The sequence below is a fragment of the Gorillibacterium sp. sgz306347 genome (assembly GCF_059735245.1).
Genome location: NZ_JCAPET010000076.1, coordinates 1 through 13,007 on the forward strand (window position 1 = coordinate 1; position 13,007 = coordinate 13,007).

A 13,007-nucleotide genomic window follows, 5' to 3' on the forward strand; every position below is an offset into this window, starting at 1 on the left:
TTTTGGCATTTTACCCCATGTTAACTTCTTTGCAAGTCTACTGCGTTTATCGCCTGTTTACGCAAAAATAAGTGCGTGTGGGGATTTATTTCGCGATCGGAACGAGAAACCACGGAAATAAATGTCGCCGTGCACCTATTTGCCTCTTTTCCCTGTTCATCGTTGGTTTGTGCCCCGCCACGGTCAACTTTCAGCCATGAAAGCGGAAATAAAGGAGGGGTGAGTGAGGCAAACGACAGGTATTGATAGGACGGTAGCTATACAGAACACGAAGAAGATGGCGAGCCATCGGTTAATATCACGATTCGCGATTGGACGATTTAGCAGCACGTAACCCTGAACAGAAAATCCCTGAACTCATCACCGTTTCGATGAATCCAGGGATTTCGTTTGTCTCGACATCAACGGTTATCTCAGCGTAGGGCCGCCATCAGGCCTTGAACGCCTTCATCGCTTTGCGCACTTCCTTGAGGGACGGGCGCTTGCCGTACATCAGCACGCCGGTGCGGTAGATCTTGGCGGCCAGCCAGCCCAGCAGCAGGATGGACGCGACCAGGATGGCGATCGACAGCCAGATTTCCCAGGCCGGCACGCCGCTCATGCCGATCCGCAGGAACATGACGTTCGGGGTGAAGAACGGAATGAACGACATGATCCGGATAAACGCCCCGTTCGGCATATTGATGCCGTAAAGGCCGATGTAGAACGCGGCAAGCGAAATGACGGTGACCGGCATAATGGCTTGCCCCAGCTCCTCCGTCCGGCTGACCAGCGAGCCGGTTGCGGCGAACAGAATCACGTACAGAAGGAAGCCGAGCAGGAAGAACAGGATAAAGTACACGATCAGCATCGGCGGGATGGCGCTCAGGCTCAGGTCCTGCGAAGCAAGAAAGTCGCTGTTGCCCGGAACCATCAGACCGGCGACGGCCGCCAGCAGGAAGATGGCGATCTGCGTCAGGGCGAGCAGGAACATCGCCACTACCTTGCCGAACATTTGCTTGACCGGCGAAACGCTGGTGATCAGCACCTCCATGACCCGGTTGCTCTTCTCGGCCGTGATCTCCGAAGCGGTCATATTGCCGTACATGGTCATGCACATGAAGAGCAGAATCATCAGAGCATAAACCAGGATGTAGGACAGCACTTGCTCCGCAGGCGATTTGTCCGCAGCGCCCGTCCCGTCCCCGCCGGCCGTTTCCGTGCCCGAGGTCACCTGAACGCGGCTGACATCAACCGGCTTGTAAAGCTCGTTCACTTCTTCGGCGGACAGATTGAGCTGCTTGATCGTTGCATCCATTTTCACCCTGTTAAGCGCCGAGGCAACGGTTTCTTCGCCGCCGAATTCCATTATGCTTCCGCGGGACAAGTAGTGATAGGAGGGAAATGTTCCTTCCGGACTGTCGGCATCGGCCAACAGCGCCGCCTTGACGGTCTTGTTCTTGACCATCTCGCGGGCGTAGACTTCGTTCTTCTCCGGCGAGCCTTGATCCTCGAAGGAGACGATCTCCACTTCGGGATTCTCCTGCTGCCCGAAATAATCGATAAGAGCGGAGGTGGAAGCGTCGCTTGCAAACATCCCGATCTGCTCGGCTTTGTCCGACGAGGAGAACGAGCTGATCATATTCGGGATGTTCACCCCGATGCCGATCAGAAGGGCAAACAGGATGGTCGTGACCATAAACGACTTGGTGCGCAGCCGGTTGAGAAACGTAAATTTCAGGACGGCAAGAAACCCTCTCATTCCCCATCCCCCACTTTCTTGATAAAGATTTCGGTCAGCGTCGGCTCCATGATCTGGAACCGGGTCACTTCGGTTTGCGCCATCGCGGTTTCAAGAGCCGCGCGGGCCGCGGACAGGTCGGAAATGCGAAGCTCATAGCCGTTCTCGTTTGAAGCCGACGGCTGCACGGCCGTCACGCCGGGAATCCGGTCGAGCCCTTGGACGGGCGCCGCCGTATCGAGCAGCACGCGCTCTTTCGGATACGAATTTTTGATCTCGCGCAGGCTTCCTTTCAAGACGGTTTCGGAACGGTGCAAAATGCAAATGTTGCGGCACAGCTCCTCCACGTGGTCCATCCGGTGGCTGGAGAACAAAATCGTTTTGCCTTCGTCGCGCAGCTCGCGGACGGTGGTTTTCAGCAGCTCGACGTTAACGGGGTCAAGCCCGCTGAAGGCTTCGTCGAGAATCAGAATATCCGGGTTATGTAGGACGGCGGCGATAAATCCGATCTTTTGCTGATTGCCCTTGGAGAGCTCTTCCATCTTCTTGTTGTAATACTCCGGCACGCCGAACCGGTCCAGCCATTTGCGGAGCGCGATGTCCGCGTCGGCGCGCTTCATGCCCTTAAGCTCCGCCAGATATAAAAGCTGGTCGCTGACCTTGATCTTCGGATACAACCCGCGCTCCTCCGGAAGATAACCCATTCGGCCGAGGAGTTCTTCGGAATATCTTTTCCCCATGTACTGAATGGTCCCTGAATCCGGATAAATCAGTCCCAATACCATGCGCATCGTCGTCGTTTTGCCGGCGCCGTTGCCTCCCAGCAGCCCGAAGATTTCTCCCCGGTCCACCGACAGCGAGATGCCGTTTACGGCGGTTTTTTCCCCGTAGCGTTTCGTGATCCCTTCCAAGCGAAGAACGCTCATTCTTTCACTCCCTTTTTGGTCGTCGGCTTGAACGTACCTTCTTCCATACGGGATAAACGGGAAAAAGGTTTCTTTTGCTCAAGCTCATTGTTTTCGTGTGTATGTTGATATAAACAGTATAACACATTTCCCGATTCGTCAAGCTTTTTTCTGAAAATAAAACAAACCCGCCCCGCGCTCCCGGCTCGGGTGCGGAAACAGGCTTGTTATTTTGCAGCATGAAGTGCGGCCGGAAAACAGGACAGCAGTCTGGAAGCACCGGCTCCATGTCGTCGTTTACGCTTTATCCTTTTGGCTCTTCCACCTGGAAAACGCCAAAAACTCGCGGAATTCTTCTTTGCTCACGCCCGACTCCATCGCTTCGCGGACGAGCGCCTGCCAGCCTTCGTCCAGAATGGTCTCCGGCTCTTCCTCCGGCTCCGAGGCGGATGGATGAAGCAGATCCTGTACGGAAACTCCGAGAACGGAGGCGATTTTGTCGAGAAATTGAATGGAGGGATTCGATTGAATGTCCCGCTCCATGGTGCTGAGATACGATTTCGCCACTCCCGCCCGCTCCGCCAGCTCGGACAGGGTGAGCCCTTTTTGCAGGCGAAGCTGCTGCACACGTTTACCGATCACTTCGATTCTCCTTGCCGTTGCTAGAATTGGCCAGGCGTCATTCCCCCTCATTATAGCAAAAGGAAACTTATCCCGCACCCGGCCGAAAGCCAAAAGACGGCAAACGGCCTGGAACAGGGAGACGGTTCTCCGCGTGTTCCAAGCCGCTATAAGCGATTAGTTGTTTTTCAGCTGCTCAAACCGGTTCTTGAAGGTGAACGCCACGGATTTGCCCTGCACTTCGTTATTGTCGAACGTTTGGCCGGCATCGTCGAGAAGCGCTACGGTATAAGCGAGCTGCAGCGTTTTTCCCGCCGGCAGGATTACATTCGGCAGGGCTGCGGGAGCGCCGCCCGCTGCGACGAGCTCGCCCAGCGTGCCGACATAGATGTCCGATACGCCGACGTTGACGCTTTCACCGTTGCTGTTGACGCGGAACGTGGCGTCAAGCAGCTCCTCGCGGATGTAGGCAAAGCCTTCCTGCAGCGTCCGGGCGCCCAGCCGTTCCAGCCAGTTGCCGGCCAGCAGGTCCTTGAATTCCTCGTCGATCTCGCGGTTCACCAGATCGAGCGCGGTTGCGTCCAGCGCGCGGTTGCCGGGTACCGTGAGCGCCGCCACCGTCACCATGGCCTGCCGGGAGAATGCGGCATTTGCGCCCGGATCGGATGCCGCTTCGGGAATGGCCTGCACTTGGGTAAGCTTTGCGTCCAGCGTTCCCGTGTTGCGGATCAGGAGCGCCCGCGTATGGACGTCCTTGGGAGCCCAAAAGCCGGTTCCCATCCGGCCCGCGTCGCTGTCGTTCGTATAGAACAGGGGCCCTTCGATGGGCAGATCGTGGCGGTGGCTGTCCAGGGTCAGTGTCCCCGCCTGCACAGTGTTCGGTCCGTTCACGACGGAACCGGTGAAATAGGCATACGTCGCGCCGCCCACGGTCAGGGCCACGGCGAGCATTCCCGCCGCCGCGCCAATCAGCATTGTTTTCTTTTTCATGGTTCTCCTCCTAGGCCGGCCGCGGCATTAGTTCCAAACGACGGTGCCTTCGTTGTTTTTGACCTGGACGGCCTGCACGGTTACGGCAAACGTGCCGCCGGCGGCCTGATATTCGTTCCCCGCCGCAGCCGGGAAGGCGTAATGGACCTCGAACTCGGCGGTGGCCCCTGGGGCTAGCTTTTCAACATCGCCGTCGTAGGTCAGCGCGACCGGATTGGCTCCACTGAACAAGGCGCCGGCTTTGGACTGGTTGGAGGCGTCCGAATTGATCCGCACCCAGGCAGCCAGCGTGCCTTCGTTTTTCACTTTCATTTTGACCGTGCCCGCGTCTCCCGGCGCCAGGTTGGCGAATTTGACCGGGTCCGAGGTCAGGCTCCCGCCGGTCAAATCAACCAGCTTGATGCTGCCGGCCGTAAACGTGTTCCCTGCGTTTGTCGTCTCGGCGGTGAATAAAGCGTAGGTGCCGCCTGCTACAAGCGCCGCTCCGAGCGCCGTCGTGGCCATTGCCAGCCCGATTTGCTTTTTCAGTCCCATGTTCCGTTTCCTCCTTCAAATGAACGTCACGCGTATTTTTATTTGAATCCTGTCCGCCGGCAGCCCGGGGGCGGTCCGGGGAAAGGCGATTCAACGTGACCAGCCGTTCAGGAATGCTGGGGCGCCGTCTCCGAGGCGGGTTCGGCCGCCTTTTTTTCTTTGTCCTCCAGCTTGAGAATCGCGCGGAAAAGAGCGGCCATTTGCCACAGAATCAGCAGCACGCCCGGTAAAATAACGGCGACCACGATTCCCGTTTTGGATTGGATAAAGCTGATGGCATACCCGACGAACGGAACCGTAAAGCCCGCGTATTTGCCCATCACCCGGTCCGGGCTGACGAGAACGGCGTCGGCGGCATCATTGTTGTCGCCTTTCGTCACGTAGCGGATGGAGCCATCCTCCCGCAGCACTTCGGAAATGCGGTGGGTGATGATGACATTCGGGTCGTCGCCGGAACGGAACGTGATGACATCGCCTGCGGCGTAACCGGCCGGGTCTCCGCCCGGCTTCATGGCGATGACGGAGCCCGTCTTGATCCCCGGCTCCATGGAGCCCGAAAGCACATTGAGAATCCGGTAGCCCATGATGTTAGGCGCCCCGCCCGTCATCCGGGACGAAACGGTGCAGTACAGGAGAAACAGAAACATGGCGGCGAGCAGGGCGGTAAGCAGCCGGCCGGCCCATTTGCGAAGCGGCATAAGAACGTCTCCTTTAAGAAAAAAATGAGTCAAACAGCTGGCGCGGGCGGGCGGGTGTTATCCGGCGTCAGGTGCGGAAGGATGCGGCGCTTCGCCGGCTTCCGGTGAAGCCGGCGAAACGGCGGAGTCTTCCGGTGGAACCGAAGCGGCCGGAGTAGGCGCGGGGGCCGCCGCTGTTTCCGGCTCCGGCGAATCGGAAGGCGCAGCCGGGGTCTCCTGCGCGCGCGGCGTTTCCGGCGCCTGCGGAGTTTCGGACGCCTGCGGAGTTTCCGGCGCAGGTGTAACCGCCGGCTCCGGCGCAGCCGCCTGCGGGTTCGGCTCCGGCGTCGCCTCTCCCGGCCGGCCGGCTTCCTTGGCCTGCGCCGCCGCTTTCGCCCGCTCCGCCTCGATCCGGGCAGCTTCCGCCCGGGCGTCCGAGACGCGGGCTGCGGCGGCCGACGCGCGCTGCAGCGCCGTCAAAACATACGCCTTCACGCGGTCCGTTCCCTCCGCTTCCGCCTCCAGTCGCTGCGCCTGCTCCCCGTAAGCCGCCAGCTCCGTCAAAGCGCCGGCCAGGCGGCTTTCCAGCTCGGCGGTCTTTTCCTCTATCGCGGATTCCTCTACGAGGCCTGCAGCCGGTTCGCCGGCCGGCTCCGCCTCCTGTGCCCGTTCCGCGCTTCCGGCCCGGGCCGCCGCGAGAAGCAGCCCGCAAAGCCGGTCTGCGGCCGTTTCCGCTTGCTCGGCCAATCCGTTTACAGTGGCGGGAAACACAAACGCCGTGGACACCTCCACGGAGCGCCCCGTCCCCGCGCTGAACAGCGCAAAGGAAGGCTGCACTGCAGAAGCCGTTCCGCAGGCGGCAAGATAACAGACCCCTGCCACTTTGAGGGCTCTGCGAACCGGTTTTTTTGTTTTCATCCGGGAAGCACGGGTTCTCCGCATAGCAAAACTCCTCTGCCGGAGGATGTTGTTCTTTAAAACGAACACAATCTCATTATAGTTCTATATAACGAATAATAAAGCCGCAATTCCCCCCGTTTTCTCCCGAAAAACAAGCTTTCCCCCTTGTTTCCTTTGTTTTCCTTCCCCTGCCATAGGTTATCGTTCTTTATAAAGAACAATACGGCGCAAAAAAGCCGCATAACCCGGAGAAACTCCTCCTCGTCATGCGGCCTATTCAGCCGGCGGTTATTCCATGTGCTGCCGGATCAATTCCATTTTCATGTCCCACGCCTTGCGGCTGAGATCAACCGGATAAATTTCCGGGTTCAACCGGCGCAAATATTGCGGCCAGAACAGCTTCAGCTGCTCGGCGTGAAGCTTGCGGCTTTCCGCCAGCGGCGGAACCTCATAGACCTGCCTTCCCGCCTTGAAAACGGGCTTCAGCAGCGAAATTGCGTCGTAGTCCGTTACCTTTTTCTGAATGTAGGTATGGGTCGGGTTGAACAGGTGAATCGTATTGCCGTCCGGCACATCGCCTTCGGCGAGCGCGATCAGGTCGCCTTCCGCCTTCCCCGTCTTCCGGCTGACGATCCGGTACACGTCTTTGATGCCCGGGGTCGTGATTTTCTCGGGGTTCCCGGAAATCTTGATCGCTGGAATATAGCCGCCGTCCACTTCCCGGGCCACCAGCTTGTAAACGCCGCCGAGGGCCGGCTGGTCCCCTCCGGTAATCAGCCGGGTGCCGACGCCCCAGCTGTCGATCCGGGCTCCCTGCGCCTTGATCTCGAAGATCGTATCTTCGTCGAGGTCGTTGGATGCCGTAATTTTCACATCGGGCAAGCCCGCTTCGTCCAGCAGGTGTCTGGCCTGAACGGAGAGGTAGGCCAAGTCTCCGCTGTCGAGCCGGATGCCCTTCAGGGTCTTGCCTTTCGCCGCCAGCAAACGCGCCGTCTTGATCGCATTCGGGACGCCGCTCTTCAGGGTGTCGTAGGTGTCCACCAGAAGCGTCACCTGATCCGGAATCGCTTCGGCAAAACGGGCGAACGCGATTTCTTCACTGTCGTGATCCTGCACCCAGGAATGCGCGTGCGTTCCCTTGGTCGGGATACCGAATTTCATGCCCGCCAGCATGTTGGAGGTGCCGTCAAAGCCCGCAAGATAAGCCGCTCTGGCGCCCCAAACCGCGGCATCCATCTCCTGCGCCCGCCGGGAACCGAACTCCAGCAGCGTGTCTCCGCCGGCTACCTGGCGAATGCGCGCCGCTTTTGTCGCGATCAGGGTTTGATAGTTAATGAAATTCAGCAGCGCCGTTTCAATCAGCTGCGCTTCGAAAACCCGCGCCTCCACGCGGAGCAGCGGCTCGCCTGCGAATACGACAGCCCCCTCCTCCATCGCATACAGGTCGCCGGCAAAGCGGAAATTCCGCAGCTCGTCCAAAAACCGCGGATCGTAGTTTTCTTCCTGCTCCGCCAAGTAGCGGATCGCTTCCTCGTCGAAGCGCAGACCGTTCAGGTACTCAATGGCCCGCTCCAGTCCGGCGAATACGGCAAAGCCGTTGCCGAAGGGAAGCTTGCGGAAATAAAGATCGAACACCGCCTTCTTGTCCATCGTCTTGTTATACCAATGCGCATAAAGCATGTTGATTTGATACTTGTCTGTGTGCAAAGCCATGCTGTCCGGCATGATCCATCCGCTCCTTCAATTCAGTCGACGACTTCCGCTCCCAGGGAAGCCTGAAAATGCCCGAGCGCCCATTCGTGGCCGGGCTGGTTGAAGCTTGCCACCGCCCGGCGATGCACGACGATGCGGAAGCCTTTGTTATAGGCGTCCACCGCCGTATGCAAAACGCAAATATCCGTGCAAACACCGGCCAAATGAACGGTCGTGATGCCCCGGTCCCTCAGCTCCCGCTCCAGGCCGGTCTTGTAAAAAGCGCTGTAGCGGGTTTTGTTCATCCACTGAACCCGGTCCTTGCGGCTTTCGTAAAACGCCCGGAGCCGGCCGTAAAGCTCCCGCCCCTCCGTCCCCCGGATATTGTGCGGAGGAAACAGCTTCGTTTCGGGATGCTCCGGGTCGTTCTCCTCATGCAGATCGACCGCCATTACCACATAATCGCCCCGATCGGCAAACTCCCCGGCCAGTCCGACCAGCCGGTCTTCAATGGCGACCGCCGGTTCCCCGACCGGCAGCTTGCCGTTCACAAAATCGACCGTATAATCGATGACAACCAAAGCTTCCATTCGATTCCCCTCCGCAGAATTTTGTTATATAATACCAAATAAGACAAGCAAGGGAAGCAGAAAACGATTTTTGTATGGGTGATTCGCAAAATTTATTGCGTTAAAGTATTAATTCGCTAAAATTCTCATTGACACCCTTTTTGCTCAACCCTTATGATTATACGAAACCTACTATTAATATGCAAAAGCGCCGTTTACCGCTCCGCCGCCGGCGAAGAAGAGGATTCGCTACAGATATTTTACGGGAAATGAGCTGATGCAACATGTCCGTTTCGAAAGGGGTTGTCACGAGAAGAAACATCGAAGACGCGGCCGCCAAGCTTTTTTCCAATCACGGCTTTGACCGGGTCACCATGAGGGAAATCGCCAAAGAAGCGGGCTGCTCCCATACGCTGATCTATACGCATTACAAAGATAAGGAAGATTTGCTGCGCCAGATGGCGGTGCCCGCTTTGGAGAAGCTCGACTTCTCCCTGCGCTGCATCCTCGCGGACCCCTGTCTGAGCCCGGCGGAATGCCTTGTATCCATGAGCAAGGAAATCGTCGCGCTTTGCCTCTATCAGCGCTTCATGGCTTCGATTCTGTTTCAGAGCCCGGCGGTGCTGCAGAGCCCCAATACGCGCCGTCAGGATTGCGAAAGGCTTCGGATCTGCGTATACGATCATCTTCTGGTCGGCATCCAGCGCTGCCTGCCCAACAACCGGGCCGATACGCAGCAAACCATATACCGTATTTTCCTGTTTACTCTGCACGGACTCATCATGAACTACATCGAGCACCCCGGCACCGCGCTTGACCGCCAGCTGCGTGCGGCGCGGCTGGTCGAACGATGCGTCGACATCCTGCTGGGGGAACGAAAGGACCTCTTGCCGGCCCCAACGGAAAAACCGCTCTCCTCATAACCGGACAACCGGGTTTCGAGGGAGCGGTTTTGTTGTTGCGGGCAGGTCATCCCTTCGGCTCCGGCCTCCGTCACGAATTACTCAACGGTCAGCCAGACACGCATGAGCGAGAACAGCTGCTCCAGATTCAGCGGTTTGCTGATGTAATCCGAGGCACCCGCCTCCAGGCATTTTTCCCGGTCGCTCTTCATGGCCTTGGCCGTGAGGGCAATGATCGGCAGCTTGCCGAGCTGAAGCTCCCCGCGAATGGTCTTCATCGTCTCATAGCCGTCCATTTCCGGCATCATGATGTCCATCAGCACCAGGTCGTAGTTCGGGTCGCCGGTCAGTTCGCTCACCGCCTCCACCCCGTTCATGGCGGTCCTTACCTCCATGCCTTGGTTTTCAAGCGCCACCGTCAGGGCAAAAACGTTGCGCACATCGTCATCGACGATCAGAACCCGCTTGTTTTTGAACAGGGCGTTCTGCGGCGCTTCGGCTGCGTCCTGCAGCCGGGCCGGCAAGGCCGCCTCCTCCAACTGGCCGAGCACCTCGCCTCCCGGGCAAACGTCCCGCTGCTCCGCTGTGTGCTCGCCCGCCAATCCCGTTCCATGGGCCGCAACGGCTGCCGCTTCAAGCAGCCCGGACCCGCTTCCGTCGAGGAGCCGCCGGTCCGGCTCCGCCGCAGCCGCGGCTGCAACGGCCGGGGCCGCTCCGTGAATCGTGCCGCCAAACGGCGCTTGCACCGGCAAATACAGCACAAACGTGCTGCCCTTGCCGTCCTCGCTCTCCATGCCGATACAGCCGCCCAGGAGGGAGGCAAATTCCCGGCTGATCGACAGGCCGAGTCCGGTTCCGCCGTACTTGCGGCTGGTGGCTCCGTCGGCTTGCTGGAACGCTTCGAAGATCAGCCGCTGCTTTTCCTTCGGAACCCCGATTCCGGTATCGCTGACGGCAAACGCCACAAAGTCGGCATAGCCCGAATCCGGCGCCGACCCGGAAGCCGGCTGGCCGGCGGTTCCTTCACGGAACGGGTCCGCCTCCAGGCTGGGCATTGCCAGCGGGGCCGCAAACCGCGTTTCCGATCCGTTCAGCTTCATGGCGGCACGCACTTCCTCCGCATTCGGCCGGTATACGCGCAGGTTGATTTTGCCCCGCTCGGTAAACTTGATGGCGTTGGAAAGCAGGTTTTTCAGAATCTGATTCAGCCGCTGTTCGTCGGTGTGCAGAATGTCGGGCACATCGGGGCCGATCTCCGTCGCGATCTCCAGCCCCTTCTTGGCCGCCTGCGCTTCAAAGTTCCACTTCATGACCGACGGAAGCTCGCGCGTGTGGACTTCCCGCTGCTCCAGCGTGATTTTGCCCGCCTCCACCTTGGACAGGTCCAGGATGTCGTTGATCAGGTTCAGCAGATCGCTCCCCGAGTTGTAAATCACCCGCGAATATTCCTGCTCGTCCTCGTTCAAATGCCCGCGCCGGTTTTCGGTCAGCATCTGGGACAAAATCAGAATGCTGTTGAGCGGCGTGCGCAGCTCATGCGACATGTTCGCAAGAAACTCCGATTTGTACCGGGAGCTTTGCTCCAGGTCCACGTTGCGTTCCTCGAGCTCGCGCCGGATCTCTTCGACCTCGCGCGCCCGTTCGAGAATCAGCCGGTTTTGTTCCTCCAGCTGCTCGTTCGAAATGCGCAGCTCCTCCGACTGCATCTGAAGCTCCTCGGATTGCGATTGCATCTCGACCGCCTGCGATTGCAGTTCCTCCGACTGGGTTTGCAGCTCCTCCGTCATCGTCTGGGATTCGTGCAGAAGCCGCTCCACCTCCATCCGTCCCCGGATGCTGTCGACGGTGACGCCGAGGGTATCGCCCAGGCTGCGGATCAGCTCCTCCTCCAAGGCCCCCAGCGGCTGCAGGCCGGCGAATTCCAGCACAGCCACCACCCGGCCCTCAAAAAGCACCGGCACCGCCCAAATATGGGTAGCCGGCGTCGAGCCCAGCGCAGACCCGATGGCGATGTAATTGGACGGCACACCGTCCAGGCGTAAAATTTTCTTGTCCAGGACGCTTTGGCCTGCGAGTCCTTCGCCGGGCCGGATGCTGTCCTTTCCGCCTCCGTTTCCGTCCGCCGCATACGCGGCGAGCTTGCTGTAAACGATGTGGGGAAAGAAGCCTTTTTCGATATAAAATACGCCGTAGGAGGCCCCGATCATCGGGGTGATCTTGCCGATAAACCGGGCCGCCAGCTCATCGAGGCTGTTGATGCCCTGGTACATGGTCGTCACGTCCGCAATGCGCGTCTGCAGCCAGTTCTGCTCCTCGACCTTGGCATTATAGGCTTTTTCCCGGTCGCGGAAGTTTTCCAGCTCGACGGCCATCCCGTTAAAAGACGTGGCGATCGCGCCGATCTCGTCGTTCGTTTCCACCGCAAGCCGCGGAAGCGGCCCCGGCCGGGAAACGTCCAGCTTCCGCATGCCTTCGCTGACCTTGGCAAGACTCGTGGTGGTGCTCCGCACAACCCATACCGCCGCCGCGATTCCCAGGATGAGGAACACAACGCCCGACCCGACAATAATGGAGACGGTCATAACATGCTTGTCTTCAAAGTTTTGGCGCCTGTCGTTCACCAGACTTTTCTGGAATTCGAGAAAAGCCTGCGAGGATTCATTCAAATGACCGATAACCGTTTCTTTGGACTCGATCAGCGCTTGTGTGGCGCCCTCGGTATCGCCTATCCGGTAGCGTTCGGCAAAGCGGGCGATCACCCCGGAAAAGCTGTCAAAATCGGCCCTTACGTTCGCAAGATTGGTTCTGCCCTCCGGCGTGTTGACCACCTCGTCGAGCGAGCCGATTATGGCGAGCGCCGCGGTGCGGTTTTCTTCAATCGTCCGGAGCCCTTCCTCGTCCCACTGGTCGTCGATGAGCAGACGGGACATTTGGCTGTCAATGGAAGCGTTAAGAGCGCGGAACTCGGATATTTGGTCCACCTTGCCGAAGCGGTCGACGATGATTTCGTCCATGTTGCCCTTCAAGCTGTTGAGCATGGCAATGACTACCGAAAACAACAACAGCATCAAGAGCAGAATCACTCCGAAGCCAAGAAACTGCTTTTTTTGAAACGTCACCTTTGCGGTCCTCCCCCGGCGTAATGATTCGGATCGTTCAAAAACTATCATCCAAACAGTATAAACGATTCGGAGCCGGAATGAAAGTTTCGGAGGGAGGAAGAAGCTTGCCATACCGGCAAAAACAGGCGCTCCGTTCAGGAAAAGCGGCCGGCGGAGCGGCAAAAAGCCCCGTTCCGCCAGAGGCGGATGCGGGGCTTGCGGCGGACGCAGCACGGTCGGGTTAGGCCGGATCGGGCGGCCGTTCTCTACCCTGAAAATAACGCGGCTTCATAATCTGTGGTGCCCGCCAGGGCATCGGTGGCTAACGGTTGCCACAGCGCTTATTCGCCCAAAAACCCCTGTTTCCATTTCTAACGGTTGTGGAAGCGCTTATTT

At 58.7% G+C, this 13,007-nt stretch carries 11 protein-coding genes; 1 reads left to right on the forward strand and 10 read right to left on the reverse strand.

Going from position 1 to position 13,007, the window contains the following annotated elements:
* Nucleotides 1–430 precede the first annotated feature (430 nt).
* The 9 genes from AC6I6H_RS21900 to AC6I6H_RS21940 form a co-directional block, all read right to left on the reverse strand.
* Nucleotides 431–1,741: an ABC transporter permease gene (locus tag AC6I6H_RS21900; RefSeq protein ID WP_497956652.1), complete on the reverse strand. Its 1,311-nt coding sequence runs from the start codon at nucleotides 1,739–1,741 to the stop codon at nucleotides 431–433.
* Entirely contained in the window at nucleotides 1,738–2,646 is a 909-nt protein-coding gene (locus tag AC6I6H_RS21905; protein WP_497956654.1) for an ABC transporter ATP-binding protein, read from the reverse strand. Before AC6I6H_RS21905 ends, AC6I6H_RS21900 begins: the two co-directional genes overlap by 4 nt.
* A 276-nt stretch (nucleotides 2,647–2,922) precedes the next feature.
* Nucleotides 2,923–3,267 carry a helix-turn-helix domain-containing protein gene (locus AC6I6H_RS21910; protein ID WP_497956656.1) on the reverse strand — a complete coding sequence of 115 codons (345 nt, stop codon included), beginning with the start codon at nucleotides 3,265–3,267 and terminating at the stop codon, nucleotides 2,923–2,925.
* A 156-nt stretch (nucleotides 3,268–3,423) separates the two neighbouring features.
* The gene (locus AC6I6H_RS21915; protein WP_497956658.1) at nucleotides 3,424–4,236 is read right to left on the reverse strand and encodes a hypothetical protein; all 813 of its coding nucleotides are present in this window, start codon (nucleotides 4,234–4,236) and stop codon (nucleotides 3,424–3,426) included.
* A gap of 27 nt (nucleotides 4,237–4,263) precedes the next feature.
* Entirely contained in the window at nucleotides 4,264–4,770 is a 507-nt protein-coding gene (locus AC6I6H_RS21920; RefSeq protein ID WP_497956659.1) for a TasA family protein, read from the reverse strand.
* Nucleotides 4,771–4,877: 107 nt separating this feature from the next.
* Complete coding sequence (gene sipW / locus AC6I6H_RS21925) at nucleotides 4,878–5,468, reverse strand: signal peptidase I SipW (RefSeq protein WP_497956662.1); 591 nt, start codon at nucleotides 5,466–5,468, stop codon at nucleotides 4,878–4,880.
* A gap of 57 nt (nucleotides 5,469–5,525) precedes the next feature.
* Nucleotides 5,526–6,389: a hypothetical protein gene (locus AC6I6H_RS21930; protein ID WP_497956663.1), complete on the reverse strand. Its 864-nt coding sequence runs from the start codon at nucleotides 6,387–6,389 to the stop codon at nucleotides 5,526–5,528.
* A 246-nt stretch (nucleotides 6,390–6,635) separates the two neighbouring features.
* On the reverse strand, nucleotides 6,636–8,075 hold the full coding sequence (locus AC6I6H_RS21935; RefSeq protein ID WP_497956670.1) for a nicotinate phosphoribosyltransferase: 1,440 nt from the start codon (nucleotides 8,073–8,075) through the stop codon (nucleotides 6,636–6,638).
* Between the two features lie 17 nt (nucleotides 8,076–8,092).
* Nucleotides 8,093–8,629 carry a cysteine hydrolase family protein gene (locus tag AC6I6H_RS21940; protein ID WP_497956664.1) on the reverse strand — a complete coding sequence of 179 codons (537 nt, stop codon included), beginning with the start codon at nucleotides 8,627–8,629 and terminating at the stop codon, nucleotides 8,093–8,095.
* A gap of 263 nt (nucleotides 8,630–8,892) precedes the next feature.
* Here AC6I6H_RS21940 and AC6I6H_RS21945 point away from each other — a divergent pair, with 263 nt between their 5' ends.
* The gene (locus AC6I6H_RS21945) at nucleotides 8,893–9,531 is read left to right on the forward strand and encodes a TetR/AcrR family transcriptional regulator (protein WP_497956666.1); all 639 of its coding nucleotides are present in this window, start codon (nucleotides 8,893–8,895) and stop codon (nucleotides 9,529–9,531) included.
* A 77-nt stretch (nucleotides 9,532–9,608) separates the two neighbouring features.
* On the opposite strand, the gene AC6I6H_RS21950 is transcribed toward AC6I6H_RS21945, so the two are convergent.
* Nucleotides 9,609–12,629 (reverse strand): response regulator, encoded by a 3,021-nt coding sequence (locus tag AC6I6H_RS21950; RefSeq protein WP_497956668.1) that lies wholly within the window; start codon nucleotides 12,627–12,629, stop codon nucleotides 9,609–9,611.
* Nucleotides 12,630–13,007 lie beyond the last annotated feature (378 nt).